24 protein-coding genes and 2 pseudogenes are annotated in these 26,987 nt (G+C 42.6%); 5 read left to right on the forward strand and 21 right to left on the reverse strand.

Going from position 1 to position 26,987, the window contains the following annotated elements; translation table 11 throughout:
• Window positions 1-119 precede the first annotated feature (119 nt).
• Entirely contained in the window at window positions 120-2,189 is a 2,070-nt protein-coding gene (locus ACFSCZ_RS15805; RefSeq protein WP_380775192.1) for a catalase, read from the forward strand.
• Window positions 2,190-2,392: 203 nt separating this feature from the next.
• Here ACFSCZ_RS15805 and ACFSCZ_RS15810 read toward each other — a convergent pair whose 3' ends face one another.
• The 5 genes from ACFSCZ_RS15810 to ACFSCZ_RS15830 all read right to left on the reverse strand — a co-directional run bounded on the left by ACFSCZ_RS15810 (window position 2,393) and on the right by ACFSCZ_RS15830 (window position 6,639).
• A complete protein-coding gene (locus tag ACFSCZ_RS15810; protein WP_380775194.1) occupies window positions 2,393-3,634 on the reverse strand; it encodes a CynX/NimT family MFS transporter in 1,242 nt (413 codons plus the stop codon).
• Between the two features lie 2 nt (window positions 3,635-3,636).
• Window positions 3,637-4,323: a FadR/GntR family transcriptional regulator gene (locus tag ACFSCZ_RS15815; RefSeq protein ID WP_380775196.1), complete on the reverse strand. Its 687-nt coding sequence runs from the start codon at window positions 4,321-4,323 to the stop codon at window positions 3,637-3,639.
• A 263-nt stretch (window positions 4,324-4,586) separates the two neighbouring features.
• Window positions 4,587-5,006 carry an arsenate reductase (thioredoxin) gene (gene arsC / locus ACFSCZ_RS15820; RefSeq protein WP_380775198.1) on the reverse strand — a complete coding sequence of 140 codons (420 nt, stop codon included), beginning with the start codon at window positions 5,004-5,006 and terminating at the stop codon, window positions 4,587-4,589.
• 13 nt (window positions 5,007-5,019) lie between these two features.
• Window positions 5,020-6,318 (reverse strand): arsenic transporter, encoded by a 1,299-nt coding sequence (locus ACFSCZ_RS15825; protein ID WP_380775200.1) that lies wholly within the window; start codon window positions 6,316-6,318, stop codon window positions 5,020-5,022.
• A 15-nt stretch (window positions 6,319-6,333) separates the two neighbouring features.
• Window positions 6,334-6,639 carry an ArsR/SmtB family transcription factor gene (locus tag ACFSCZ_RS15830; protein ID WP_380775297.1) on the reverse strand — a complete coding sequence of 102 codons (306 nt, stop codon included), beginning with the start codon at window positions 6,637-6,639 and terminating at the stop codon, window positions 6,334-6,336.
• Window positions 6,640-7,030: 391 nt separating this feature from the next.
• On the opposite strand from ACFSCZ_RS15830, the gene ACFSCZ_RS15835 reads away from it, so the two are divergent.
• The gene (locus ACFSCZ_RS15835) at window positions 7,031-7,708 is read left to right on the forward strand and encodes a serine/threonine-protein kinase (protein WP_380775202.1); all 678 of its coding nucleotides are present in this window, start codon (window positions 7,031-7,033) and stop codon (window positions 7,706-7,708) included.
• Window positions 7,709-7,893: 185 nt separating this feature from the next.
• On the opposite strand, the gene ACFSCZ_RS15840 is transcribed toward ACFSCZ_RS15835, so the two are convergent.
• The 7 genes and pseudogenes from ACFSCZ_RS15840 to ACFSCZ_RS15870 all read right to left on the reverse strand — a co-directional run bounded on the left by ACFSCZ_RS15840 (window position 7,894) and on the right by ACFSCZ_RS15870 (window position 14,306).
• Complete coding sequence (locus ACFSCZ_RS15840) at window positions 7,894-8,742, reverse strand: pyridoxamine kinase (protein WP_380775204.1); 849 nt, start codon at window positions 8,740-8,742, stop codon at window positions 7,894-7,896.
• A 162-nt stretch (window positions 8,743-8,904) separates the two neighbouring features.
• A pseudogene (locus tag ACFSCZ_RS15845) lies at window positions 8,905-9,541 on the reverse strand (NAD(P)-dependent oxidoreductase).
• A gap of 83 nt (window positions 9,542-9,624) precedes the next feature.
• Window positions 9,625-10,224 (reverse strand): NADPH-dependent FMN reductase, encoded by a 600-nt coding sequence (locus tag ACFSCZ_RS15850; protein WP_380775206.1) that lies wholly within the window; start codon window positions 10,222-10,224, stop codon window positions 9,625-9,627.
• Window positions 10,225-10,245: 21 nt separating this feature from the next.
• Window positions 10,246-11,283, reverse strand: coding sequence for an LLM class flavin-dependent oxidoreductase (locus ACFSCZ_RS15855; RefSeq protein WP_380775298.1), 1,038 nt, complete (start codon window positions 11,281-11,283; stop codon window positions 10,246-10,248).
• A gap of 26 nt (window positions 11,284-11,309) precedes the next feature.
• Window positions 11,310-12,164 (reverse strand): annotated as a pseudogene (locus ACFSCZ_RS15860) (VOC family protein).
• A gap of 10 nt (window positions 12,165-12,174) precedes the next feature.
• A complete protein-coding gene (locus ACFSCZ_RS15865; protein ID WP_380775208.1) occupies window positions 12,175-12,579 on the reverse strand; it encodes a DoxX family protein in 405 nt (134 codons plus the stop codon).
• Window positions 12,580-13,334: 755 nt separating this feature from the next.
• Window positions 13,335-14,306 carry a tRNA dihydrouridine synthase gene (locus ACFSCZ_RS15870; RefSeq protein WP_380775210.1) on the reverse strand — a complete coding sequence of 324 codons (972 nt, stop codon included), beginning with the start codon at window positions 14,304-14,306 and terminating at the stop codon, window positions 13,335-13,337.
• Between the two features lie 613 nt (window positions 14,307-14,919).
• Between ACFSCZ_RS15870 and ACFSCZ_RS15875 the strand changes: the two genes are divergently transcribed.
• Window positions 14,920-15,477 (forward strand): DUF7010 family protein, encoded by a 558-nt coding sequence (locus ACFSCZ_RS15875; RefSeq protein ID WP_380775211.1) that lies wholly within the window; start codon window positions 14,920-14,922, stop codon window positions 15,475-15,477.
• Between the two features lie 496 nt (window positions 15,478-15,973).
• On the opposite strand, the gene rlmD is transcribed toward ACFSCZ_RS15875, so the two are convergent.
• The 3 genes from rlmD to ACFSCZ_RS15890 form a co-directional block, all read right to left on the reverse strand.
• Window positions 15,974-17,347 (reverse strand): 23S rRNA (uracil(1939)-C(5))-methyltransferase RlmD, encoded by a 1,374-nt coding sequence (rlmD, locus tag ACFSCZ_RS15880; RefSeq protein ID WP_380775213.1) that lies wholly within the window; start codon window positions 17,345-17,347, stop codon window positions 15,974-15,976.
• 90 nt (window positions 17,348-17,437) lie between these two features.
• A complete protein-coding gene (locus tag ACFSCZ_RS15885; RefSeq protein ID WP_380775215.1) occupies window positions 17,438-18,145 on the reverse strand; it encodes an NAD-dependent protein deacylase in 708 nt (235 codons plus the stop codon).
• Window positions 18,146-18,367: 222 nt separating this feature from the next.
• Window positions 18,368-18,850 (reverse strand): PCYCGC motif-containing (lipo)protein, encoded by a 483-nt coding sequence (locus ACFSCZ_RS15890; RefSeq protein ID WP_380775218.1) that lies wholly within the window; start codon window positions 18,848-18,850, stop codon window positions 18,368-18,370.
• Window positions 18,851-19,030: 180 nt separating this feature from the next.
• Here ACFSCZ_RS15890 and ACFSCZ_RS15895 point away from each other — a divergent pair, with 180 nt between their 5' ends.
• Both ACFSCZ_RS15895 and ACFSCZ_RS15900 read left to right on the forward strand, forming a co-directional pair.
• On the forward strand, window positions 19,031-19,330 hold the full coding sequence (locus tag ACFSCZ_RS15895) for a hypothetical protein (protein WP_380775220.1): 300 nt from the start codon (window positions 19,031-19,033) through the stop codon (window positions 19,328-19,330).
• A 1-nt stretch (window position 19,331) separates the two neighbouring features.
• A complete protein-coding gene (locus ACFSCZ_RS15900; protein WP_380775222.1) occupies window positions 19,332-19,832 on the forward strand; it encodes a GNAT family N-acetyltransferase in 501 nt (166 codons plus the stop codon).
• 61 nt (window positions 19,833-19,893) lie between these two features.
• On the opposite strand, the gene ACFSCZ_RS15905 is transcribed toward ACFSCZ_RS15900, so the two are convergent.
• From ACFSCZ_RS15905 to ACFSCZ_RS15930, 6 genes are all read right to left on the reverse strand, one after another.
• Window positions 19,894-20,805: a diacylglycerol kinase gene (locus tag ACFSCZ_RS15905; RefSeq protein WP_380775224.1), complete on the reverse strand. Its 912-nt coding sequence runs from the start codon at window positions 20,803-20,805 to the stop codon at window positions 19,894-19,896.
• 73 nt (window positions 20,806-20,878) lie between these two features.
• Window positions 20,879-21,769 (reverse strand): hypothetical protein, encoded by an 891-nt coding sequence (locus ACFSCZ_RS15910; RefSeq protein WP_380775226.1) that lies wholly within the window; start codon window positions 21,767-21,769, stop codon window positions 20,879-20,881.
• Window positions 21,766-22,848, reverse strand: coding sequence for a hypothetical protein (locus tag ACFSCZ_RS15915; RefSeq protein WP_380775227.1), 1,083 nt, complete (start codon window positions 22,846-22,848; stop codon window positions 21,766-21,768). The genes ACFSCZ_RS15910 and ACFSCZ_RS15915 overlap by 4 nt, the downstream gene beginning before the upstream one ends.
• Window positions 22,841-23,302, reverse strand: coding sequence for an anti-sigma factor (locus ACFSCZ_RS15920; protein WP_380775229.1), 462 nt, complete (start codon window positions 23,300-23,302; stop codon window positions 22,841-22,843). Before ACFSCZ_RS15920 ends, ACFSCZ_RS15915 begins: the two co-directional genes overlap by 8 nt.
• On the reverse strand, window positions 23,299-23,832 hold the full coding sequence (locus ACFSCZ_RS15925; RefSeq protein ID WP_380775300.1) for an RNA polymerase sigma factor: 534 nt from the start codon (window positions 23,830-23,832) through the stop codon (window positions 23,299-23,301). Before ACFSCZ_RS15925 ends, ACFSCZ_RS15920 begins: the two co-directional genes overlap by 4 nt.
• 459 nt (window positions 23,833-24,291) lie before the next feature.
• Window positions 24,292-26,987, reverse strand: a 2,696-nt coding sequence (locus ACFSCZ_RS15930; protein WP_380775231.1) for an SH3 domain-containing protein, incomplete at its 5' end; no start/stop codon positions are given.

A 26,987-nucleotide genomic window follows, 5' to 3' on the forward strand; every position in this document is an offset into this window, starting at 1 on the left:
TCCCAACCTGCGAGGAAAAAACAGAGAGTTTGCCAGTCCCATTAATCGGGAAGAAGGGAAACGAACCTGGACAGCTGATTTATTTTCTGCAAGATGATTAGAAAGAAAAGGGTGATACGATGGATCAAAGCAACAAGGGTGATAAACCGATGGACAAAAAAGATGAGCAATTGGAAGCGTACAGAAGACAAAATACAGGCCCCGGCAAAAAAATGACAGATGAGAATGGTACAAAGGTACCGGATGATGAGTGGTCGCTTCGTGCAGGAAAACGCGGTCCGTTATTGTTTCAGGATTATCATTTCTATAAAAAGCAGTCACACTTCAACCGGGAACGAATTCCCGAAAAAGTGGTACATGCCCGCGGATTTGGCGTATATGGCGAATTTGAACTTACGGAATCGATGAAAGACTACACGGTCGCCCATTTCCTACAGGAGCCTGGAAGGAAGACACCGGTGTTCGTCCGCTTTTCAAACTTCATCGGAAATCGGGGTTCCAAAGATACTGCGGTTGACATACGGGGTTTTGCAGTAAAGTTTTATACGGAAGAAGGAAACTATGATTCATTGTCGCTGCAATTTCCTGTCTTTATCCTTGCAGATGCCATGAAATTCATGGATGTAACGCATGCGGCAAAACCCGATCCAAAGACGGATGTACCGCAGGCAACTGTGGCACACGACAACTTTTGGGATTACGTTGTAAGTAATCAGGAGTCCGCTCATATGGTCATGTGGCTCATGTCAATGAGAGGCCGTCCCAGAAGCTGGCGTATGATGGAAGGGTATCCAATCAATACATTTCGGCTGATTAATAAGGACGGGAAGTCAACCTTTGTCAGGTTTGTTTGGAAACCCAAACTCGGAGTCCATTCCCTTTTGCTTGATGAAGCAAATATCATTGGCGGATTCGACCCCGATTTTCACCGACGTGATATGATACAGGCTATCCAAAATGGTGCCTATCCAGAATATGAACTTGGTGTACAGCTGATTCCAGTTGAAGACGAAATGAAATATGATTTTGATATTCTGGACGATACTAAACTTTGGCCACAGGAAGAGATTCCGGTCAAAATCATAGGTAAATTGACGTTGAACCGTTTAATGGATAACTTTTTTGCGGAAAATGAGCAATCGGCATTTAATCCGGCCAATCTTGTTCCGGGGATTGAATTTACAAATGACCCTGTCCTTCAAGGCCGTTCATTCGCTTATCGGGATACAGAATTGTACCGTCAGCACTCTGCAAATATAGAGGACATTCCCGTTAACCGGCCGATAACGGAGAGGAATTACAATTATCGCGACAGTTACCAGCGGCATAGGATTGATACCGACCAGGTTCATTACCATAACAACCATACAGCAGAAAACACGCCCATGGAGACGCCTCCTCAGGAAAACGGATACACTCATTATCCGGAAAAATTAGAAGGGCAAGTAACTCGTGAGCGGCCAAGCGACTCTTTCTTTGATTACTTCTCGCAAGCGCGAATATTCTGGAATAGTCTTTCTCCCGCTGAAAAGTTAGACTTAATTGAGTCATTCAGTTTCCATTTGGGAAGTGTCAAAAGCAAAGAAATCCGCCAGAAAAATGTAGAAATGTGGGCGAATGTAGATCAGGAAATGGCTGCAGCCATTTCGGAAAACATCGGTGTTCTACCGCCTCAGAGCAGCCATGTCCAAGAAGAGCGGAGCTATCCCTCACTCAGTCAGCTGAATTCACCGCACAGTGCTGCCACCCAGCGTGTCGCTGTTTTAATCGGAAACGGCTTTAATGAGGATGTGGTGCAGGTTTTGAATACCTTAGTGAAAAATGACAGCTTCGTCGATATCATATCCGAAAAACTCGGTCAGGTTGAGAGCAGCAACGGAACGAAACTTGACGTCACTAAAAGTTTCGTGACCGTCAACCCGGCCCTGTATGATTCCATCTATGTCGTCGGCGGCAAGTCGATAAACCAAGCCAAGTTCGACCATCACATTTCGGACTTTGTACACATGCAATATATGCACCTCAAGCCCATCGGCATTGCTGAAGGGGCAGAAAAATATATGGTAAAACCAATGGACGGCAATCTGGACGGCGTCATCTTTGCTGCAGATGGTGACTTCGAATCTCAATATCTTGAGGCACTTGCCAAAAGGCGGTTCTGGAACAGAACTGAAATAAAGACGATGTAGGGCCAATTTAAATTGTATAGAAACAAGGAGCTAAACAGTCAGCTCCTTGTTTCTTTATTATATAATATAAGCTGGCATAAAAAGCCCTTGTCTGAAACTTCGTAACGGCTGGAATGCCTGTGATACACTCCAATACTTTTTTCACTCATAAGTGAAAATAAAGTAACAGGATATCAGGAAATGAAACACACTGAAGTGAAGCTTTAATTGACACCGACTTGCTCCGCTAAAGGCCGGTGCTCATCATCTAGCAGCCTATTCTTTCCCGCCTCATTGCCAAAAAAGATGATAAAGCAAGACAATACAAGCAAACCGGCCAGAGGGATGGTCCATGCATTTGTGACATCATATAAAGCACCAAATAAGACAGGTCCAAAAGCGGCCAGTAAATAGCCGACTGACTGCGCCATACCGGAAATTTCTGCGGCTTGTTGGCCGCTGGAAGCACGCAAGCTGAAAAACATCATGGAGAGGCTGAATGCAGAACCGGACGCTATGCCGATGAAGATGACAGATATGGGTATGAGAAAATGATGTCCCAAAAACAAGCCTCCGCTTCCTAAGAAAAACAGTACACCCGTGCTAACACTTAGAGCTCTTTGACTTCCCATTTTCTCCGCCATCACAGGTATTAGAAAAGTGAAAGGAACGACAGTAAACTGCATGAGGGATAGCATCCAGCCTGCCGAGCTGGAACTGTATCCGTAACTTTGTAAAATCACCGGCACCCAGGTTGATGCGGTATAAAACATGAGTGATTGTGCCCCCATATACAGTGTGATATGCCAGGCCAAAGGAGACTTCAATAAACTATTACTTTTCTTAAAAGCCACTTGTTTAGCCCTAGTGTTTTGTGACCGTCTGCGAATTTGGGGTATCCAGATAACCATTGCCAGGATTGAAAGAATAGTCCAAAAAGCCAAAGCCCCTTTCCATCCTATGCCAAAAACAAAAGAGACCGGAACACTGATCCCTGAAGCCAAGGCAGCAAAAAAATTCATGATCACCGCATACATTCCAGTAACAAGGCCAATCCTGTACGGAAAATTCTTTTTAATCATCCCAGGAATTAAAACATTTCCGATAGCGATAGCCAGACCAATGAAAACTGTTCCGGCAAACAAAGCAGCCGTGCCAAAGTATGAACGGACGACCATTCCCATGGTTAACAAAAAGAGAGACCAAAAGACTGTCCATTCCATTCCAATCCGGCTGGCGATTTTTGGTGCGAGCGGCGATAAAAAAGCAAAGGCCAGAAGTGGCAATGTAGTGATCAATCCGGCCAGTGTGTTACTGATTCCAACATCATCACGTATGAACGGAAGAAGGGACCCCACTGATGTCAGTGGTGCTCTCAGGTTGGCACCGATTAAAATAATCCCTATGAATAGTCCCCATGTCCCAACCTGCTTCGATTGGTAATCCAGTGTTGTATTTTTCACCAATGTTATCCCTCCGATAAGTCTTCCAATCTCTTTTTAAAGGAATCAATATAACTTTCCACACTAGCCGCTGCTCCGGCCATATCCTTCTTTCGGATCGCTTCGAACAGATCATGATGAACAAACTTTATATCCGACAGCTCCGTACTCGTAATAAAATCATCAATGGAATGGTATATGAGTTCATTTAAATGCTCATATAAGTCGCTAAGTACCTTGTTTCCAGCTGCTTTTACGATTCGTTTGTGAAATTGGAGGTCCGCCTCCGCAAATCTTTTATTGTCGTTACTTTTTGCTGCATCCAAACACTTCTCTATACATGCCTGGATATCCGCCAAATCTTCTTGAGTCCTTCTCATGGCAGCAAGTCTCGCTGCCTCTCTTTCCAGACCCGCGCGTACTTCAAGCGTTTCAATGATATTTGATTTTTTAAAATACTTTTGTAAAGCTGTAGCAAATGAATTATTGGAGCGTACTACTGTACCGCTCCCCTGCCTTGTCTCTAAAAGGCCGGCATAAACTAGGGCCCGTATGGCCTCTCTTACTGTATTTCGGCTGACGGCAAACGTTTCCATTAATTCCAATTCAGGCGGCAGCTTCTCTCCGACCTTCCAATACCCGGCGCTAATCTGCTCTTCTATTTGTAAGGCAACCTGCTCAACCAAAGAAATCCGGTTCGTTTTCTTTAACATAATGATTCCTCTCCAAATTTGTAGGATGATTGGTATATTGGATAACTTAACAAATCATCAGTATTTTGTAAATAAAATGTTTCATTATTTAAGTAATAAATAATAAAGTGCCCTAATCCTTTCATGCTTGACAGCGTGGGAAAGCCCGTCAGATCAAACCAGTTGAATGACAGTCTGGTTTCATCCCAAGCAAAAACCCCGGCCTGCTGTTTTCGCAAAGCCGGGGTGGGAATGTCCGCACTTCCACAAGTTTGTTAGTTACTTTATTTACCCGTTGCGGCAAAACGCTCAATTCGTTCGCGGATTTCATCACGGACCTTCTGAAATATGTTCCACACTTCCTCTTCTGTTCCAGCTGCTTTTGCCGGATCTTCAAAACCCCAATGTTCACGCCTTACATGCGGCGGTGTAACCGGGCAGCGGTCTTTGGCATCGCCGCATAAAGTAACAACCATTGTAGCTTGATTCAAATACTCCGTATCAATTAGCTCTGATTGTTGCTCCGTAATATCGATTCCAACTTCCTGCATGGCTTTTACAGCATTCGGATTCAATCCGTGGGCTTCAATTCCGGCACTTCTGACTTCCCATTCATCTCCAAGAATTTTTTTTGCCCAGCCTTCAGCCATTTGACTGCGGCACGAATTACCCGTGCATAAAAAATAAAGGGTTTTCTTAGCCATCGAATCGCTCCTTTTATAAGATCAGCAGTGTAACATACAGTCCCAGTAAAGTAATAAACAGAATGGGGATGGTTAATACAATCCCAGTTTTAAAATAAGTGCCCCAAGAAATGTTTACTCCCTTTTGAGATAACACATGGAGCCATACTAAAGTGGCCAATGAACCAATGGGAGTAATTTTTGGCCCCAGATCTGACCCGACAACATTTGCATAAATCAGTGCTTCCCGGAGCACACCGGAAGTGTCTGTTTCAGCAATGGCCAAAGCATCAATCATCACAGTAGGCATGTTATTCATCATGGATGACAGAAAAGCAGCAATGAATCCCATAACAACCGTCGTGACAAATAAACCTTGCTGTGACACTGCTTGGATCACACTTGCCAGTGCAGATGTAAGCCCTGCATTCCCCAGTCCGTAGACCACCACATACATCCCGATGGAGAATACAACAATATTCCAGGGGGCTCCTTTGATGACACTTTTTGTATTTACAGCCGAACTGCGTCTGGCCATAATGATAAAAAACAACGCAATCAGTCCTGCAATGACAGATACAGGCAAGTTCATCTGTTCACTGGTAAAATATCCGATGACCAACAATGCAAGGACATACCAGGATAGAAGAAACATTCTCTCATCTCGGATGGCTTCTTTCGGCTCCTGTAATTTGGTGAAGTCATATTGTTCAGGAATACTCTTTCTAAAATAAATGAATAAAACCGAAATAGTTGCCATTAGAGAAAACAAGTTTGGAATCATCATTCTTGAGGCATATTCCAGGAATCCGATTCCAAAGAAATCTGCTGATACGATATTGACAAGGTTGCTGACAATAAATGGAAGGGAAGTAGTATCGGCAATAAATCCGCTTGCCATAATAAAAGGGAAAATCATTTGTTCCTTAAAATTCAAGTTTCGAACCATGGCGAGAACAATCGGCGTAAGAATGAGAGCTGCGCCATCATTCGCAAATAAAGCAGCGACCACAGCACCTAAAACGCTGATATAGACAAACATTTTGACACCGTTCCCTTTTGCGGCCCGTGCCATATGTAAGGCTGCCCACTCAAACATCCCAATTTCATCTAATATTAAAGATATCAGGATAATGGCAACAAATGACAATGTGGCATTCCATGTAATGTCAATAACTTTTATGACATCCCCAAACCCCACTACCCCCGCCAATAATGCAATGATGGCCCCGCCTGACGCAGACCAGCCAATGTTTAATCCCATTGGCTGCCAAATGACAAGCACCAGAGTAGCCACAAATATAATGATTGCAAGTACGACTGTCGTTGACAAAGAACCTCCCCCTAATTAACTACAAGAAATACGTGTGCCGCGCTCTTCAAGCTTTTTTAATTTTTCTTCCTGCTCAGGCAGCTGATCAAGAATCTGTTTGATAATAGGATAATATTCGTTATTTTTATTGATCGTGTGAAAGATCCATTGTCCCTTCCTCTCTTCTGTCAGCAGCCCTAAATCTTTCAGTTTTCTCACATGCTGGCTGATGGCCGGCTGGGTCATCTGAAATATCTCTACAAATTCACAAACACAAAAAGCTTGATGGTCCATTAGCTTCATCATGGTCAGCCTCGTTTGATCACCGAGCAACTTTAACATGCCAGCAGCTTTTTCTATGTCAAGAGAGGTTTGCAATACGGTATTTTCCTCCTTTATTTGAAGATCCACATAAGTATATAGTTATGTGCTTATATATTCAACATCCGTTTCAATTCAATACGGGGATGCCGTCATATGTCTTAAAATTTTTTTTATGAAAGGTATGATTTGACTCGCAACTACATAGTAATGTTATAATAATCAAACAAACTATCATGTTAAGGGGAGTAGCTATACAGCAAAGTCGTCAATACAGGAATATTTCCTCGGCTTTGCTGGCAGTGCTGGATGCTGTTTGCGAGACCTTACCAATTTTTGGTGAGGATTTCCTGTTCGAAGACGTCATACCAAAAATTGGATGACGTCTTTTTTAATGAAAAGAGGTGCTCCAGTGAAATATCAACATTTAGCAGAAAGCGTAAAGTTCCAATATAAGGAACATAAACCCATTATAGTTTCTCATGCACCAACCCTACAGCTGATCGGAATGGGAAGAAGTGCCGCTGTGTTTAAGATAGAACATACCGAGAAAGTACTAAAAGTTTTCTTCCCGGAGTTTGCGCATATCGCACAAGAGGAAGCATCAGTGTACGATCTTGTTCATCACCTTGATTACTACCCTGATATGTACGAATCCGGCCCGAATTATATTGTCATCGACTTCATTCATGGCTATACATTTTTTGATTGCCTGACCCATGGAATTCCTTTATCGGAAAAAGACATCATGGAAGTGGATGATGCATTATCCCTTGCCAGAGAACAAGGGCTGAACCCTTCAGACATCCATTTGAGAAACATCATATTAACTCCTGATCATCAAATAAAAGTAATAGACGTGGCACGGTTTCGCCAGTCGAAGAAATGCCATCAGTGGGAAGATTTAAAAAAGGGGTTTTACTATTTTTATGCCAAGCCGTTTTTTCCGAAAAAAATTCCCGCAAAGCTGCTCAATTCCATAGCATATTTTTATAAAAAATTATATCGGAAAGAACCCTTGGAAACTTCGTGGAGGGTATATGCCCGAACTGGGGGTATTCCGGATCACGGGCTTCATAAAGACAGTTAGCAGGGACTCACACAAGGTGGGCTCTTCTCCCATGCTATCCGGTTCTGAAAGTAAGAAGAAAATTGCATAGAGGGATTTGACGTGTTTCGGATATGTTTTCACCATTAATAAAAAGTCCCAAAAAGGGGACTTTTTATTTTTGGCCGCAGCAGTTTAGACCTTCCATTATCCAGGTTAAAAGCTTTCTATAATAACATACTCAAAAATTTTTCAAAATTGACGCCTTCTATTTCCGGAATTTGCTCCAAGCTGGTATCCTGTATAGCTGCTTCCAGGAATTTTTCTGCTAGTCGGATTGATTTTCCAAAATCCTCCCCGCGCATCATGCTTCCCATGATCACAGATGCAAATAGATCACCGGTACCAGAATAATTCTCACCATTATAGGGCGTCGCGTGATAAAATACTTTTTCCCCATTCACATACATATTTCCAATATATTGCTTGCTTGGATTAGGTGCAGGCGGATTGATACCAGTGATAATCACATGGGCATTCGTAACCTGCTGTAAAATACTTCCGGCTTCTTCTATGGCTTTTAGAAAGTCTTGTTCATTTGAATAACGATGCAGTTTCTCGTAAGACAGCCCCGTTAATAGGCAAACCTCCGTAATATTGGGAGTAACTACGTCGGCACATTTCACGAGTTCTTTCATGCGTTCCAGCAATGGATCTGTAGTAAGTTTGTAGGCTTCGCCTCGATCTCCCATGACGGGATCAACAAGCAGCACCGTTTCCTTTTTGTAAAATGTATCCAAAAATTGGAAAATGTGATTAATTTGTTCTTCCCCGGTTACGAAGCCGGTATGTATTCCGTCAAAAGTGACATTCAGTTTGCTCCATTCCTCTTGGAAATATGGCATGTTTGATGTCAAATCTTCATAAAAAAAACTTGGAAAATCCGTTTGCGCAGACAATACGGCTGTTGGCAAAGGACAAGCCTGCACTCCCATGACGGAAAGAACCGGTATAGCAGCTGTCAATGAACATTTACCAAATGACGACAAATCCTGTATTACAGCGACTTTTTTCATATATGCCTCCAACAATGTATCTATGATTGATGCTAATCTTATTACATCAAAAAAAAAGAGATAAATCTATAGCCAAAGTGACAGTAGTCCGTACAAAGAAGAACGAATTCCGCCTGGGGAATTCGTTCTTTATAAAAAGGAATCGCATAGTTTTTTAAGCCGCTACTCCGTTTCCCCGACAACTGTAAATCGTTCATTCACATGTTGCGGATTTTCAATTTCATCCACAACGGCAATGGCAAAGTCTGCATAGCTGATATAACTTTCACCTTTTGAATTAACAAGAAGATGGTCTTTTCCATTCTCATAAGATCCCGTTCTTTCCTTCTGGATCAAATATTGCAGAGGGGCTGACAAATGTCCATGTGATATTTGAGGTTGCTTGTAACTCTTCCAAGTTTCGACCCTGACCTTTGGCAGTGGGGAGAAATACATCCGGGAAATCCGGTGTATCCATTACCTGAACAGTTTTATTTTCATCTGCATAGAGACTTCCGGCTCCACCTACAATGATGGCTCTTGTGTTTGTTCCTTTTAACGCCTCAATTAAAGCATGTCCGGCATCCACATGCGCCTGCTCTTCACCAAGGGGAGCACCGAATGCATTAACAACTGCGTCAAACATTTTTACATCATCTGATGTAAGGTCAAAAATACTTTTCTCAAGGACATGAACGCCTGAATCCTTCATTTTCAAAGTATCCCTTACAATCGCTGTTACTTCATGTCCCCGACTGACTGCCTCTTTTAAAATAAGACTTCCGGCTTTACCGCTCGCACCAATGATTCCAATTTTCATTTATTTGTCTTCCAATTGAATGTATTTTTAAAAAAGAATATCAGACCCTGCATGGAGTCTGATATTCTTATAAGGATCGATGTTTAGCGGATCGTTTTTAATGCCCCGCTCCAGGCGAGCACTTCATCAAGCATCGTATTTACATTATTCAAATGCAGATCTTGCGGCTTAAACTCCGATCCATCCACAAAATCAGTGAATAAGCTCAACGTTGGATGTGTGCGAACATCTGCAACTTTCTGTTCTGCAAGAATTCCGCGTAAATGTTCAGCGGCACGAGCTCCGCCGGTAGAACCATAGCTTACGATGCCGGCAGCTTTGTCATACCAAGCTTCACGGGCAAAATCGATCGCGTTTTTTAACGCCCCTGTTATACTGTGATTATATTCTTGAACAATGAAGACAAATCCATCAAGGTTTGCCAGTTTCTCATTCCAAGCAGCAATACCTGGCTCCGTTCCATCCGTTGTTCCTAAAAATGGAAGCTGAAAATCAGCAATATCTACAATCTCATAATTTGCATCTCCACGTTTGTCGGCAATTCCTTTTACCCATTCTCCTACTTGAGGACTTACACGTCCTTCACGAGTGCTCCCCAAAATAATGCCAATGTTTAATTTTTCTGTAGTCATTGTTTCTTCCTCCTTCGTTTGCTTACCAAATAATCTATCTAAAAAACCCATGATTACACCCCTATAAAAAAATTATTCACTCGTTTCTCTTCGAACAATTGGAGCTATTTCGGATGCAAGCAATTCTATTCCTTTTGCTACATTCTTAAACGGCTGGCCTCCAATATCTAACTGTGCCAGGAACCGTTGATGCCCAAAGAGTTCGTATTGCTGAAGGATCTTTTCCACAATCTGCTGCGGACTCCCTACAAACAATGCAGTTTCCGGACCGGCCAATTGTTCGAAGTCACTTCTTGACATACGTGTTCCCATTCCACGCTGGAGATTTACATATTCCCAGTAATTAGAGTAATAAGGATAAAACTCGTCTTTTGCCTCCTGGGTCGTTTTCGCTGCATAAATATGGCCGGTCACACCAATCTTTAATGCTTCCGTTTTGTGTCCTGTTTCCAGTCCCGTTTGACGATAGAGGTCGGCCAGCGGCTTAAAACGTCTTGGATCGCCGCCCAAGATTGCTAAAGCCATCCCCGTCCCAAACCTTCCGGCACGAACAGCACTTTCAGGTGAACCTCCAACTCCGATCCAAACAGGCAATTTTTCTTGTATCGGTCTGGGGGCAATTTCAGCATTTCTTAAAGGAGAACGGAACTTACCGGACCATGTGACCGTCTCATTGTCGTTCAGCTGTAACAGGAGGTCCATATGTTCTTCAAACAATTCATCATAATCGTTTGTGCTATAGCCAAAAAGAGGAAAAGATTCTATAAATGCTCCCCTGCCGGCCAGTATTTCTGCTCGGCCATTCGAAAGGACATCCAAGGTAGCAAAATCTTCAAATAGACGAACAGGATCAAGCGTACTTAAAAAACTTGTTGCACTCGTTAATTTAATTTGTTTTGTTGCTTGTGCAATAGCAGCCAATATCACCGCAGGTGAAGCAGAAGCGTAATCCAGACGGTGATGCTCTCCTACTCCAAATACATCCAGTCCTGCCTCATCCGCAAGTTTTGCCGCTTGAATGATATCCTGTATTCTATCCTTGGCCGTTATCGTCTCTCCTGTAAGGGGATCCGTCCCTATATCCGCAAGGGTGTAAATACCAATTTCCATAGCCGACAATTGGATGCCTCCTGTCTTTATACAGCTAACTCGATGCGATGTCCCGAAGGATCAAAGGTGATGACATGATGATTTTCTGTTAATACCTCTGCACCGATCTGCTTCAAATTTATTACTGCTTGATTACGAGCCTCTTCATGATTAAAAACGAGCGTAAACGATTCGAGGCCTGTACTATTTTTAGCCGGAGCCTTTGCCCCTATACCACTCCACGTGTTTACCCCTATATGATAGTGATATTTTCCATAGGAAAGAAATAATGCCTGTTCTCCATATCGATTGACCACATCCATGCCCAGTCCCTTTACGTAAAATGCTTCTGTCTGAATAAGTTCTGATACATGTAAATGAATGTGACCCATGACCGTTTCAGCCGGCATTCCTTGCCAAGGCTTATCCGGAGCATGTTTGAGCAAATTGTCAAAATCAAGCGGGTCCACTGCCATGGCCACTTCTTCCCCGCCCCAACTCCATTCAGAAGGGGCTCTGTCGATATAAATTTCAATTTCATTCTCATCAGGATCATATAATTACAAGGCTTCACTGACAAGGTGATCCGATGACCCAAAGCCAAAGCCAATGCCTTTGTCTTCTAAATGCAGTACAAAGCTCGCCAGATCTGACTTTTTTGCCAGCCGCAGTGCAAAATGATACAACCCTGTTGTTCTTCCTTGTTTTGGTACGACATTTGCAGGCTTTTCCAATGATAAAATACTAGTCTTTCCATCAATTGTAAGTTGGACTGACGAGGATGTTTGCTCTAAAATATTGAACCCCATGATTTTTTGATAAAATTGTAAAGAACGCTCCATGTTTTGCACTTTAATTTTTACATGTCCGACAAAGGTTGTCGGTTTCTTGTGGAATTCCATCCTAAACCTCCTAGTTGTTACCGGAGTTAAATAATTTTCGATCCAAAGATAAGAACGATTTGTCAGCTAATATGAAATAAATCGACATGGCCAGTAATGCGAGGTCCAATTCGTATCCCGCCATTTGACCATTGCCGAGGAATCCAGCCGGAAGTTTTGCTGTGAGAATAGCCCCTGCCAAAATCACTGCAAACAATATAGCAATGACTCTTGTTCCTAAGCCTAAAATCAGGGCAATACCTCCAACCAGCTCTATAGCAGCCACTGCATAGGCAAGGAATCCAGGTATACCGATACTGTCAAAAAACCCTACTGTATTTGAAATTCCGTCTTGGAATTTTGCTAAGCCATGAATGAAGAATGTAAGGCCTAAGATGATTCTTAAAACAATTTTCCCAATTTCCTGTGTATTCACTTTTACTCTCCTTTCTTTAGTTACTTACTTTGCGTAACCTAGTTTATTATTAATACTTATTGTTGTCAAGTAAGTAATTTTGCCAATTATATTATACTCATTCATGAGGTGCTTCAAGATAGGGTTTTATAATATTTTGAGGAAAGGGAAAGCTAACACTCTTAGTTGACACACTCATTGAATCACTATCAAACTGCCTACTTATTGGAAAATAAATGCAAAACCATTACATTAAAAAAGCTGAATCAGTTGATCCAGCCTAAATGTTTTTTATTGAATTTTTATATCCTCTTTTTTTGTCACAAGCGAAATATATGTAAGATCATTTCAACACCGTTTTATTCAATCACTACATTCTCTTTATCTGTGTCAGGTTGATTAAATGATAAGGTACCTGGCTCTGCTAGAGATGGATGATTTTTACCAAATACAAATTACAAAAAAAAGGCCTCCCGAAGTGTTTGCCCCGGAAAAGCCACACTTGCGCTAGTTTCCTCCCTGCTTTCTTTCGAAAGCAGCGATGGATCAAGCAGGGCATAAGAATAACAACCATATATCAATTGAATCTCTCTTCCAGTCAACTGAAAGATTTAGTACTTGTGTATGATATGTTCGGTTGTATGACTCAATATCAACATTTTCTTTACAACCTCAATTATATTCTTACTTGATAAACCATCTAAATGAATTTTTAAAAGCAAATACAGCCTTTACACTTTAAAAGACATTTTTCTTTGTTTAGTTCTTTATCCTTACTAGCAATCATTGCCCAACACAAAGTGGTCAAGCAATGCGCGCACTTCATCTGTTGACTCTGTACTCATTAATTGATGCCTTAATTCACTCGCCCCTCGAAACCCTCGAACATAGATCTTAAAAAAACGCTGAAGAGGTTTGAATGGACGAGGCTCTAATTCTTTTGAATATTGATCATGGAGATCAAGGTGCACCCTTAAAAGATCCAGCAATTCCCGACTGCTATGCTTTTTTGGCTCTTTTTCAAAGGCAAACGGGTTTTTAAAAATGCCACGCCCAATCATAATTCCATCAACCCCGTACTGATGAGCAAGTTCCAAGCCCGTTTGTCGGTCCGGAATATCCCCATTTATGGTTAAAAGAGTATGGGGTGCTATCGTGTCTCGAAGTTCCTTAATTTCCGGAATCAGTTCCCAATGCGCATCGACTTTACTCATTTCTTTTCGGGTACGGAGATGAATAGAAAGATTTACGATGTCTTGCTTCAATAAATGTGTCAGCCAGCCGCGCCATTCATTTATGTCCGTGTAACCCAGTCTGGTCTTTACACTTACAGGCAATCCTCCTGCTTTTGCCGCCTGTATGACATCTGCTGCCACTTCCGGACGGAGAATCAGACCGGCTCCCTTCCCATTCGATGCCACATTAGGTACAGGACAGCCCATATTGATATCTATACCCCGAAATCCTTGTTCGGCCATTCCAAAACTCATTTGCCGAAAATATTCGGGCTTATCTCCCCATATATGAGCCACAATGGGTTGTTCATCTTCCGTAAAAGTCAAACGCCCACGGACACTTTGCTGCCCTTCCGGGTGACAATAACTCTCTGTGTTTGTAAACTCCGTAAAAAACACATTTGGCCTGGCTGCTTTACTCACGACATGGCGGAAAACTACATCCGTCACATCTTCCATTGGCGCGAGTACAAAAAATGGCCTGGGTAAATCATTCCAAAAATTATCTGTCATAATTTTTTTCAACCTCTCATTATGGAATTACCGGTTGGCACTTGTCCCATAAATAAAAATATAAAGTTGCCAAAACATCAAAGAAAATGAGGCGAACAGGAAAAGACCCGAAAATTAAAAATATCTTTTTCCACTAACACCAGCTCTGACTATATGGTCTGTCTGCTTCACCCACGGCATGGAGAAAACCGCATCCGTTACATCTTTTATCAGTGCCGCAACACAAAAAATGATATACTCCACCTTCTCATAATTGGACACATAACAAACCCTTGTAGCCAAAAATAAAAAGCAAGGATTTCCCTGCTTTAATTATGCCTATCGGTGCTTTAGCACTCTTAACAAACAACAGTCTGTTTAAACCATTATACATTTTAATATGTTCTTATAAAAAGAGCAAAAGATGATTGATCCGGCCGAAATTTATTATATGGTCCAACGCACAATTCATTTTAAAATAACGACCTTTAAATAAAAATAAAACCTGTGCCTGTCGGGATTCCCGGCAGGTTTTTTGTGTAGGAAGACCCGGAGTTTTCCAAAAAACATATCCAAAGGAGGACACGAATGATAAAATCAAGTAAAAAGCACTATATTTTTTAGGGGGAAAGAGATGAATTTATCAGATTTGAAGAATGAACTTGCTGTTAAAAGTAAAAATGGAATTTCATTTTTATCATCGGCTGCAGTTGTTTGGACCGTCATTACAATCATATATTTGTTGCCGTTGGAAGTAGGTCAAAAAAATATTTTGATGCTTTTTTCTTCGGGAATCATGTTTCCATTGGCAATTGGTTTATCCAAAATATACAAGGTGGATTGGAAAAGTGAAGGCCTTCCTCTAAGCGATTTGGGATTAGCCTTAAATTTAGCGCAGTTGATGTACTTTCCAATCCTATTTCTGGTTTTTGTACATTTTCCTTCTGACATGGTGGCAGTCTTCGCCATTATAACAGCTGCTCATCTATACCCATACGGATGGCTGTATCAGGCAAAACCTTATTATTTCTATGCCCCGCTGATTTCTGTCTTGGTAATGATTTTAGGGTTTACAGCAGGCGGCCGGCTATGGACGATTCCTTTGCTTATGGCGGTGTCCCTTGTGTTGTTGAATGTGGCTTTATATACTGATTTTAAGAAAAAGTCGAATCTGTCCCGAATGAGTGCTTAACTCCCAAAAGGCAGTGACCGCTGAAAGATAGATTTTAATGATGCAGCTGTTTGGCATACTTTATGTAATCCATGTATCTCTCAAACTTTTTATATTCATGATAAAACATGAGTGCTGCATTGTTTAAATATATTGTTTCATACTGCATGATCTGCCCACACAGATCCAGACATGCATTGAAGATGGTTTGCAGCGTTTTGCAGTTTAGTTTTTGAGTGAATAAAACTAATGAATAAAAGGTATTCCCAATGGCTGAATCAAACAGGAAATATTCTGTTGTATGAGCTAATTAAAAATTGTGAAACTAAAGTAAAAAATAGCCCTTGAATGTGAAGAAAATACCAAAATCTGCTATACCAGAGGAATAAAGTTTGGTTATTCACATCGAGGGCATGGAATAGGGTGCCAAGAATCACAAATTCCGTAATTCAAGCACATTCAAAGTAAATGAGCAAGGTATGTGGTCAAAATGTGGGCATACCTTTCATTAAAGCCCTTATATCAACGTTAATTGAGCAACACACTCCACGTGCACCGTCTGCGGAAACATATCCACGGGCTGCACCTGCACTGTTTTATAACCTCCGTCTTCCAGAATCCGAAGGTCTCTCGCCAAAGTAGCCGGGTTGCATGAGACATAAACCACTTTCTTAGGTTTCATTTCAATGATGGTCTGCAGCAAGCTCTCATCGCATCCCTTTCTTGGCGGATCCACGACAAGGACATCGGCCTCTACTCCTTCTTCATACCATTTCGGAATGACGGTTTCTGCCTCACCCACTGCAAATTCCACGTTATCGATACCGTTTAATTCAGCGTTTCGCTCCGCATCTTCAATGGCCTCCGGGACAATTTCAACCCCATACACTTTTTTCGCACGCTGCGCCAGAAATAATGAAATGGTGCCAATCCCGCAATAGGCATCGATGACGGTCTCTTGTCCATGTAAGTCCGCATATTCTAAGGCTTTGTCATATAACACTTTGGTCTGCTCGGGGTTCACCTGATAAAAAGAGCGGGCGGAAATGGCAAATTTGACCTCTCCGATCGTATCGTAGATGTACTCTTCTCCCCACAGCACATGAGTCTGGTCGCCAAAGATAACATTCGTTCTTTTCGGATTAATGTTTTGCACGACAGACTTCACTTCTTGAATCTCGCTCACAATTCTTTCGACCAGCTTTCTTCTGCCCGGAATATCCGGTGTCCTTGTGATCAGTACAACCATAATTTCTCCGGTCACTTTTCCAGAGCGGATCATGATGTGTCTTAACGTCCCTTTATGGTTTTTTTCGTTATAAGCTCTGATTCCAAAGTCATTACAGATGGCTTTGACCTTTTGCAGCACCTCATCATTTTCCTCCTGCTGGATCAGACAGGCTTCCATATTAACAATTTCATGGGAGCGCTGTTTGTAAAACCCACCGACAAGGCCCCCTTCTTGCTCGCCGACGGGCACCTGGGCTTTATTCCGGTAGTGCCACGGATTTTCCATGCCCAACACAGGATGGATGTTGATATTTCCCAGCTTGCCGATCCGGTCCATTACATCACGCACTTGTTTCTCTTTCGCCTTTAGCTGTCCCTCGTATGTGATGTGCTGCAGCTGACACCCTCCGCACTCTGCAAAAATAGGACAGGTCGGCTCCGTGCGAAATACACTTTCTTCATATAATTCCAGCAGCCTGCCAAATCCGTAGCCTTTGTTTAGCTTGGTCACCCTGATTTTTCCCTTTTCGCCCGGCAAAGCGTTGCCGACAAATAACGGATAACCGTCTACTTTGGCAACACCCTTCCCGTCATGGGTTAAATCTTCAAAAATTACATCAATCTCATCATTCTTTCGAATAGGCACCATTTGTTTACTCATTGTTTTCTTCCTTTTCTTGGCTGTTTTGCTTGTTTGATTGTACCATATCAATGATATAAAAATAAGGAAGGCCCGCGCCTTCCTATCCTATTAAAGCTGTTTATCCCATTCCTGCAGCAACTCACCAATTTTACGGCCATGAATGGTTTCGTCCGCGTAGATGTCCAGGTCAGTAGGTTCCATGTTGACAATCACAAGATACGCTCCATTTTGCTTGGCAATTAACGGAAACTGATTGGCCGGGGTCACACTCAATGAAGAGCCCAAAACAATAAATAAATCGGCCTTCTCACTTTCTTCCGCTGCCTGCATGACTGCATCTTCAGGCAACATTTCTCCAAACAGCACGACTGACGGCCGCAGCTTTCCGCCGCAATCACATGTGTACTGTTCACTTGCGTACGTGGAGTTATCGTATCTTTTTCCGCATGATTGACAATGGACCTTTTGCAAAGTTCCGTGCAACTCCGCCACTTTCTCACTGCCCGCTTCCTTATGGAAGCCATCCACATTTTGTGTAATAATACTTTTGATCATTCCTTTCTTTTCCCACTTTGCTAGAATCTCATGCCCAGCGTGAGGCTTACAGTCTCGCAGGCCCAGAACACGATGACGGTAAAAATCAAAAAACTTTTCCACGTCACGATTGAGCGCTTCCACACTTGCTATACGGCTCGGATCTTCTTGTTCCCATAGACCTTCTGAAGAACGAAAATCCGGCAGACCGCTTTCTGTCGACATTCCAGCACCTGTTAATATAACAATATAGTTTGATTCTTTTATCTTATTCAGCAGCATGAGTCCAGGCACTCCTTTTTGCCTCAGTATAACATCAAACCAATAGGCTTAACACACTCATGGATAGGGAGCTCGTTCTCATCAAGCCCTTCGTACATCTTGAGCTGTAAGAACTGATAAAAAGTAGAAAGGCTGCCATATAGGCTCTGATTCGTTTCCCTTAAACAGCGTTGGATATATATATCCTGAAGGCTCCTCTACCAGAATAAATGCTTTCTTATTTTACACTTCCTCCGTAGGAGTTGGCTCTGCATATCCCTCTTTATATTGCTCATCGATCATTTGGCGGATTTCCTTGACAGACCTTCCATCTTGATAATCATTGATCGACTGGGCAGCAATTTCCAGGCATACGATACATTTCGTGCCATGATCATCCCACACGACACTGCCATCCTCTTTATTTTCATGAACAAAGCAGTCATAGTTGTCTTTATGTCCTACCGATTCTCCGCAGCCGCAGTAGCAAGGCATTTTTTCCAACAGTTCAGCATTCAAGGCAGCAGCCTGGTAAATGATTTTCATATCTTCCGGCTTGTCATGAAGAAATGAAGGCCATTCCTGCAATCCGGTTGTTTCCTCCCTTATAGCCCCATGAATCACGGCCTCTTCTCCAAGTTGTTCTTCAGCATGCTTATGTTCATTACTGGAACAGGCAGCAAGTATCATTTGCACTGTGACTAAAATAACGAGAAGTTTTTTCAATCTGAACAACTTCCTTTCTCATGTTATCTACAAAATTAGTGTACTTTTAGCAACTTTGAAACTCAATACGAAATTTGACGCCTTTCCGACATGACTGTGAACCTGCATCCAGTTTCCCAATAAAACTGCGGATTCGCTCGAATTATGGTAAAATGTACTTCAAATGGGAGGTACAAATGGATGCTTGGCTTGACACTATTGATTTTTTCATTGATTCTCGTCATTGTTTTGGCGTTTTTGGGAGTAAAATATACCCACAAACATGCGCAAGCAGATCCAAAAAAGAAATTTAAAGCAGCGAAATATTTGCTGATCCTAGGGTCCATACTTGGGGGCGGCTACCTTTTATTCGCCAAAAATTTTTCTTCCAATATAGATATTGTCATTTCATGGATCCTGCTGGCTTCTGGGTGTTTCTTTGCTGCAGGGCTGGCATTTTTTACGGGATATCATCAAGAAAATTTCAATCAGAGAAAGTAGGATGGACATGAAGATCAGGCATATTCAACTGGAGGATGCCGAACAGTTTTCCAACTTGATTTTAAGCGTAGACTCCTCCAATATGATGGTATATGAACCAGGTGAAAGGAAAACCAGTACAGAACTAGAAGAACAGCAAATTGAAAAAGTTCTCCTGCAGCCCAATTCAACGATTATTGTTGCAGAAGAAGATGACCGATTAATCGGATTTTGTACAGTGTTAGGCGGAGAGTCTTCTCGTACCCAGCATGCTGCCCGAATTTCCGTTGGGGTCACAGAGGAACATCGCGAGAAAGGTGTAGCTACTCGTCTATTAAAAGAGGCCATCCACTGGGGAAAAGAAGCAGGATTAACCCGTCTAAGTGTGAGTGTGATGAAACATAATGAAAGAGCTTTCGGCCTTTATACGAAAATGGGTTTTCAGGTAGAAGGGGAAAAAATTGGATCGCTGATGATTAATGGCCAGCCTGTTGACGAGTTTTATTTATATAAACTGCTGTAGGATTTTTTCATGATTTCCCTATAAAAAGAATAACCGTCATCCACTTGGGTGACGGCCTGTTTTATACTTTATCTTGAGGACGAATACGGTCGATGGGAACGAACACTTCCAGATGACGGTATAAATTATAGAATTCCACTGGCAGCAATCCGCCGTATTCACCATCGATATTCAATTGAACTTTTTCTTTGGATTTCACTTTAATATGATTGGCTTTAGTATAGATGACGTGTGGATCATCAATATGTTCACCCCTTAAGGCCAGTGTAGCCACCCGGATGAATTCAGCCAGATTGGTCTTTTTTAATATGAGCAAAGAAAACAACCCATCATTGATGGATGCATCCGGCGCAAGCTTTTCAAACCCCCCGACTGAGTTTGTCAGACCTACAAGAAACAGCATGATTTCCCCTTCAAATAGTTTGCCGTCGTATTCAATACTTACTTCTGTTGCTCTGATCGATGGCAGCATCTCTATCCCTTTTAAGTAATAGGCCAACTGTCCCAGCACAGTTTTCATTTTGACAGGCACTTCATATGTGAGCTCAGTCAATTTTCCACCGCCGGCGATGTTGATAAAGTAACTGTCATTCATTCGCCCAATATCTACTGGAATAGTATCTCCCTTAATGATGACATCTACTGCCGCATCAATATCCCTTGGAATATGTAATGCCCTGGCAAAATCATTCGTTGTTCCTGTTGGAATAATGCCGATCTTCGGACGATACTCCTGTTCTGCCAATCCGTTGATCACTTCATTGATCGTGCCGTCTCCGCCGGAACAGATCAATACATCATATTTTCTCTCGACTGCGGTGCGGGCAGCCAGTGTCGCATCACCAGCCCCTGTGGTTGCATGGCAGGACGCTTCGTAACCGGCTTTCTCCAATTTTTGTAAAACATCAGCGATGTGCCGCCGAAATATTTCTCTGCCGGATGTCGGGTTATAAATGATTCGTGCTCTTTTCAATTTAAATCATCATCCTTCAAGCTATCAAGTCAAAATAAGTCTCCATTTAATAATCATACCTTTTTATCACTTTTTAGTCTACTTCTACTATATGGGCATGATTGACGGTCATGGTTGAGGTTCCTTTGCCGAAGGAGATGTGTCCGGACTTAAGGCCTTGTTCAGTTAGATTCTTAACATCTTTCCAGGCCCCTTCCAATTCATAGACATGACGGGCTTCAATTTCCGTATCGGTCTGATCATCCGTTTCAATGGTTACCATGCCCGGTGTATCGATGGACCAGTTGCTTTTCAATTCCCGGGGTTTAAACGTTAAATGACTTTCACTTCCTTTGATTTCTAGTTGTTTATTTGCAGGGATGAGCAAAGTCGCGTCTGCATCGTTATAATGATTGAGAAACCTTTGATGAGGGAGTTCTTTCAACTTGACGAAGAGCGTATCACCCTTCTTCTCTGAAAGTATATAATCCGAGACGTTTTCTATCAGTGGTTGATCACCAACCGTTTCTTCCTGATAGGTACCAAATAATGAGACGGTCTTTGCCTCTGTACTTTCAATCGTTAGGGGAAACGATCCCGATTCGACGACAATCCGGCTAATTCCGTTTAATGAGCGTTCTTCGTATGAAGGAAGATCCATCGTCCGGACTTCGGCCTTCACTGCTTGACCTGCCAAGTCCAACAATCCACTCGTACTCAGCATGGTCATCACCAACCCGCAAGTTCCAATGACAGTGATAAAAATAATGCTGATAAAATCATATTCAATGGTCTTTTTTTCTTTTTTGAATACTGTTAAATAAACAATTATCTCAGCACCAAGAATGATAAAAATGATCGGCCACCAAGATAGAAGAGCAACATTCGTGTCCCCCCACTTAAAAATCTGTGACAGCAAAAGAACAACGCCGAGGAGCAAAAGGGCAGCCCCCATTGAAAAAGAACCGACTCTCCATGTCCTCATGTTTCTTCACCCTCCCTGTTTGAAGTTGTTTTCTTACCTGCCAAAAGCTTGATGCCTCCGCCAATCAAAATGACACAAATCAAAGCAGGCTGGATATACGATTGAACAATAAAATGAACATTGATTTGGTAATGGCTCTGCAAGTAAGGTTCTGCCATCGGGAGAAAAACATCTGTCCCCAGGTAGTAGATTCCCATTGCTATTAAGCCGATCCCCATCCATTTCTGATGGTTCATCAAGTAAGTGATCACAGGCTCATCCTCCACTTCTCCGCTTTCATATTGGGAAGCCTTTTGCAGTCCGTCAAAAAAACTATAGAACCAAAGGATCGGTACTACAAAAAGAAAAATCCCCAGTCGCAAAACATCAAGAATATAGATAGACAATAAGAAGCCAGCCATCAATTGGATACCGCGTCTCTGCAATCCAAGGTATAAATGACCGGCACCCGGTACGATGGACAGTAACGTGGCGATGGATTTGCTCTTTCTGTCATCGGGCCTTTTGTTTTGTAAATCTTCAAGGACTGTCCGGTCCTCTAATGTTTCCCCTTTAGATTTGCGGTCCAGCAGCTGCATGACATCAAAAAAACCGTAAATCCAAATGATGGGCAGCGATGCAAGAAATACAAGGAATTCGGATCTCCCTGTCATCATGGTGACAAACAAAATCATGACGCCCAGTCCCAAGAAAACTGCAAGCATAGTGATTCCACGGTATACCAACCCTAATTGCAAATGGCCAAGCCCTGGAATAATAGAAAGAACAATTGTGAAGAAGCGCTCAGAATCCGGATTTTTTTCAACGGCCGCTCCTTCGTCCGGTTCGCCGGTTCGATTATACAGCTTTGACGCAGTCATCACTGTATCAATGAAATTAATAAGATACATCAGAAGCCCTCCTAAAGCGAAGACCAGAAAAAAATTAAAGCCTGTTATGAATACAACAGCTGCCGACAAGGCCGGAATTCCGATAACAACAGTTGTATAAAATAGCCCGCGCATGACTTTCCCCAGATACATCAATCCGCCGCCTGGAAAAAAAGCCAGCAAAAACGCAATCATCGGATTTTTATTCATGTTCGTTTCCCTCCCTAATGTTTTCCTCAATTTTTTCAGTAATGGAATCTGCTTCATTTAACCATCCGCTGATAATGGAGCGCTCTTCTTTTGCAGCTGAATTCTCAAAAGCACTCACGGTGGAAACCAGTTGTGAGAAGACCCCTGCAGACATGAGTGCAAGTGTCATTGCTGCGGCAACGGCATAATGCATGAAGGCCTGCTTGCGCAAGTTCTTTTTGGGCTTTATTAGTGCCTTTTCCTCCACCACCGCTATTTCCTTCATAATGGAGTCTGTAAAGCCCAATGGATTGGACAACACGGGCATCTGTGATTCTGCTGCTTGGACAGCTTTTAAATATTGCTCCAAGCAGTGATCACAGCTGTAAAGATGGTTTTCATAGTGGACGCGCGTGTCTTCATCAAGAGAATCAGTCACGTATAATATCCATTTCTCATTATCGATATGTTTCATGAAAAGTCATCCTCCTTCCAGTGCTTCTTCATCCATTGTCTTGCACGATACAGCCTGACTTCGATGGTTTTGGCTTTGACGCCTAACTCATTCGCCAACTCCTCATATGTTTGTTCCTTTATGTAAAACCCTTCAACAACCGTTCTGTAGTTATCAGGAAGTTCATCTAGCCTCTTCCTGATCAGATATTGTTGTTCTCTTTTCATGACAAGCCATTCAACACTGTCTCCAGTTGGGGAGTGGCTCGTCTCTTCATATTCAACATTCATTTCTTCTTTCCGCCGCATTTTTTTTCGTTTCATATCGATGGCGTGATTGACCGCTATTCTTGTGATCCATGTTTTAAACCCTTGATTGTCATATTGGGGGAGAGAAGCATATATTTTCATGAACACTTCCTGAGCTGCATCTTCTGCATCTTTTTCATTCCGCAGTACACCATACACTGTGTGAAAAACATATGTACGGTACTTTTCCACAAGTATGCGAAATGCACGGTCATTTCCTTTTTTGATTTTTTCAATGAGCATTTCATCCAAGACTTCTCCCCCCCCCTTTCAGCCGTCAATTTATAGACGAGGAACGGTGTTTAAGGTACTACACTTTATTTAAATTTTTTCTCTGATCGGTAAAAGGGGATGTTACTGCACAATCTCTTCCGTTCACCCTGCATTAATGGAATCATTCCGTTTATTTTATCATTTTGGGATTCTTTCAACCGGGAACATCAAATGAAAATTGGAGCTGTAATTCACTATCAAACTCATTGGATGATCTTGTTGGACAACATCTAAACGATTATGTCAGAGTCTAATAGATCAAGGGAATCATCATTGAAGATGGCGGCGGGGAAAAAATTTATAAGTGATGGAAATATGGATATCTTTTTCAGTAAGTTACCTTCGAAGCGATAAAATCAGCCTAAAAAAAACTGTCAAGAAAATCAGATTCACCTGACTTTCTTGACAGCTGACAGAGCGGCTATCATATTAAAGCTTTTTGTAAACTGGAATATCATATTGAAGGGTGTACGAATTGACCAGCATATATAAATTATGGATTTGGGAGATCTGCTTGACAGCCCAGCCAATATCCGTAGCATATTGATGCGTGGCTCGATTATTGGCAACAGCCGCCTCCGGATTCCACCTCATTTTATATAGGGTGTTTTGGCCGGCGCTGATATAATTTCTTCCAATAAATTGGGCACCGCCGATAATGGCAGCTTCAGGTGTAAACCAGCCTGCCTTATAGGCAAACTCGGCACCTTTTTGAACGGCTGCCCCGTCATAGGCCCCAATGCCATACATATTATACACTGTTTTTCCATTGATCTTAACACCCTTGGCCAACTGAGAGTTTCCATTTCCTGTCTCCAGCAGGGCATGGGAAATGAGATACAATTCATTGACTCCGTGAATTTTGCCTGCTTCAATAAATGCAGCAGCCTTGCCGCTTAAAATCCCTTTTCCGGCTAGAATTTTTTCATTAATTTCTTGAGCCTGGGCGTTTGTTGTTTTGGATAGGTTAACAAACTGCAGTGACTTCACCGGATCGTTAATAAAATTGTCCGGGTCCAGATAATATCTTACATCATCCTCTTTAGCTGTTACCCACCCCGTATTATAAGCTACTTGATACCAGGTATAGCCATCTGCTCCTTTTACTGAGGATAAGATGGTCAAATTTCGTCCGGAGCTGACCTTGCCAAGAGAACTGAAATTTGTCCCGGCCCCGCTTCTGACATTCCAAGTTCCGCCAACAACAGTTCCAGATTTAGAAGAATTCAGCCTTAAGCTGTCCTCCCTTATATACGTGGCATATTGCTTATCTGTCTGCGGGTTGGCCGCCATTTGAATCTTCACCATTTCATCAAGGCTCAGGTCGTAATAACTATACTCAGTCGCTTTATCTTCTAATTTATCGTGTTCTTTCAGACCTGCAGTCAGGTATTGTGTACTGACATATCCTGTTTTTCCATTAACTGTGACTTTGGCCCAGCCATTGGATGCAGAATGATATTGAACGGCTGTTCCGCTCGGAAGTTTCGCAATAACTGTACCTTGAAGCGATGGCTTCGAGCGCATATTTAAATTGGAACCGGGGTTGACTGAAACATATCTTGTTTGAACAGAATCCCCCGTTTGCTCAGTATCGCTTTCAGGCTTTGAGGCGGAAAGGAATTTGGATTGAATATACCCTTCGGAATTATAAACCTTTACTTTCGCCCAGCCGTTTTCTTCGGAATAGACTTCAACAGGAATACCTGCTGCCACATGGACGATGACAGAGGAATTGTTAGTTGGACTTTTATGCATAGCAATACCTGATGCATCGGGGCTCACCACGTATTTCGTTGTTGTCTTGACTGTTTCCTTCTTCTCGTCTGTTGCTGATAGATATTGACTGCTCACATAGCCTGTTTTTCCATTTACCGAAATCTTCGACCATCCACTTGTCTCGGATATAACCGCAACCTCTGTACCTCTCGTCAATCTGTCAATAATTTGTCCGGTTGTGGAAGGCTTGCTGCGTACATTTAAAATGGACCCTGCGTTGACATCCACAAACTTAATTGTCTTTACAGGTGCTCCTGTCTCCGGATCTGCAGATGAACCCGATGAACTGGATGTTGTTAAGAAATCACTGCTCACATAGCCTGACAACCCATTGGCTGTAATCTTAGCCCAGCCTTTGGACTCGGAATATACCGTCACCTTGGTGCCAGACGGCAATTTACCGATAATTTTGCTGATAGTGGAGCCTTGGCTTCGAATATTCAACGAAGAACCAGGATTGACGTTCACATATTTTGTCGTTGTCTTCTCTTGTGCAGGAACTGAGCCGGATGGTTTGGACGATGGTGCACTTCCTGATAAGTAGGTACTGCTTATATATCCGGTCCTGCCGTTATAGTTGATCTGAGCCCAGCCTTTGGACTCCGAGTATACCGTCACCTTGGTGCCAGACGACAAACTGCCGATCACACTGCCGCTTGTCGATGACTGGCTTCTTACGTTTAGAGTGGAACCAGGATTCACGTTCACATATTTTGTCGTTGTCTTCGATTGTGCAGGAACTGAGCCGGATGGTTTGGACGATGGTGCACTTCCTGATAAGTAGGTACTGCTTACATATCCGGTCCTGCCGTTATAGTTGATCTGAGCCCAGCCCTTGGACTCCGAGTATACCGTCACCTTGGTGCCAGACGACAAACTGCCGATCACACTGCCGCTTGTCGATGACTGGCTTCTTACGTTTAGAGTGGAACCAGGATTTACGTTCACATATTTTGTCGTTGTCTTCGATTGTGCAGGAACTGAGCCGGATGGTTTGGACGATGATGCACTTCCTGATAAGTAGGTACTGCTTACATATCCGGTCCTGCCGTTATAGTTGATCTGAGCCCAGCCTTTGGACTCCGAGTATACCGTCACCTTGGTGCCAGACGACAAACTGCCGATCACACTGCCGCTTGTCGATGACTGGCTTCTTACGTTTAGAGTGGAACCAGGATTCACGTTCACATATTTTGCCGTTGTCTTCGCTTGCGCAGGAGCTGAGCCGGATGGTTTGGACGATGGTGCACTTCCTGATAAGTAGGTACTGCTTACATATCCGGTCCTGCCGTTATAGTTGATCTGAGCCCAGCCCTTGGACTCCGAGTATACCGTCACCTTGGTGC

Origin of the sequence: Siminovitchia sediminis, from assembly GCF_042680885.1 — a bacterium.
Taxonomy (GTDB): Bacteria; Bacillota; Bacilli; order Bacillales; family Bacillaceae_C; genus Siminovitchia; species Siminovitchia sediminis.

Coding starts and splice junctions, on each gene's coding strand:
- ACFSCZ_RS15855 (WP_380775298.1), bottom strand. CDS start 11,283: ATGGAAATTGGTATTTACACCCTTGCGGATATAGGGACGGATCCCCTT.
- ACFSCZ_RS15870 (WP_380775210.1), bottom strand. CDS start 14,306: ATGACAGATAATTTTTGGAATGATTTACCCAGGCCATTTTTTGTACTC.
- ACFSCZ_RS15805 (WP_380775192.1), top strand. CDS start 120: ATGGATCAAAGCAACAAGGGTGATAAACCGATGGACAAAAAAGATGAG.
- ACFSCZ_RS15885 (WP_380775215.1), bottom strand. CDS start 18,145: ATGCTGCTGAATAAGATAAAAGAATCAAACTATATTGTTATATTAACA.
- ACFSCZ_RS15815 (WP_380775196.1), bottom strand. CDS start 4,323: ATGTTAAAGAAAACGAACCGGATTTCTTTGGTTGAGCAGGTTGCCTTA.
- ACFSCZ_RS15920 (WP_380775229.1), bottom strand. CDS start 23,302: ATGAAACATATCGATAATGAGAAATGGATATTATACGTGACTGATTCT.
- ACFSCZ_RS15915 (WP_380775227.1), bottom strand. CDS start 22,848: ATGAATAAAAATCCGATGATTGCGTTTTTGCTGGCTTTTTTTCCAGGC.
- ACFSCZ_RS15840 (WP_380775204.1), bottom strand. CDS start 8,742: ATGAAAAAAGTCGCTGTAATACAGGATTTGTCGTCATTTGGTAAATGT.
- ACFSCZ_RS15875 (WP_380775211.1), top strand. CDS start 14,920: ATGAATTTATCAGATTTGAAGAATGAACTTGCTGTTAAAAGTAAAAAT.
- ACFSCZ_RS15925 (WP_380775300.1), bottom strand. CDS start 23,832: ATGCTCATTGAAAAAATCAAAAAAGGAAATGACCGTGCATTTCGCATA.
- ACFSCZ_RS15910 (WP_380775226.1), bottom strand. CDS start 21,769: ATGAGGACATGGAGAGTCGGTTCTTTTTCAATGGGGGCTGCCCTTTTG.
- ACFSCZ_RS15850 (WP_380775206.1), bottom strand. CDS start 10,224: ATGGGTTTTTTAGATAGATTATTTGGTAAGCAAACGAAGGAGGAAGAA.
- ACFSCZ_RS15895 (WP_380775220.1), top strand. CDS start 19,031: ATGCTTGGCTTGACACTATTGATTTTTTCATTGATTCTCGTCATTGTT.
- ACFSCZ_RS15900 (WP_380775222.1), top strand. CDS start 19,332: ATGGACATGAAGATCAGGCATATTCAACTGGAGGATGCCGAACAGTTT.
- ACFSCZ_RS15830 (WP_380775297.1), bottom strand. CDS start 6,639: ATGTTAAAGTTGCTCGGTGATCAAACGAGGCTGACCATGATGAAGCTA.
- rlmD (WP_380775213.1), bottom strand. CDS start 17,347: ATGAGTAAACAAATGGTGCCTATTCGAAAGAATGATGAGATTGATGTA.
- arsC (WP_380775198.1), bottom strand. CDS start 5,006: ATGGCTAAGAAAACCCTTTATTTTTTATGCACGGGTAATTCGTGCCGC.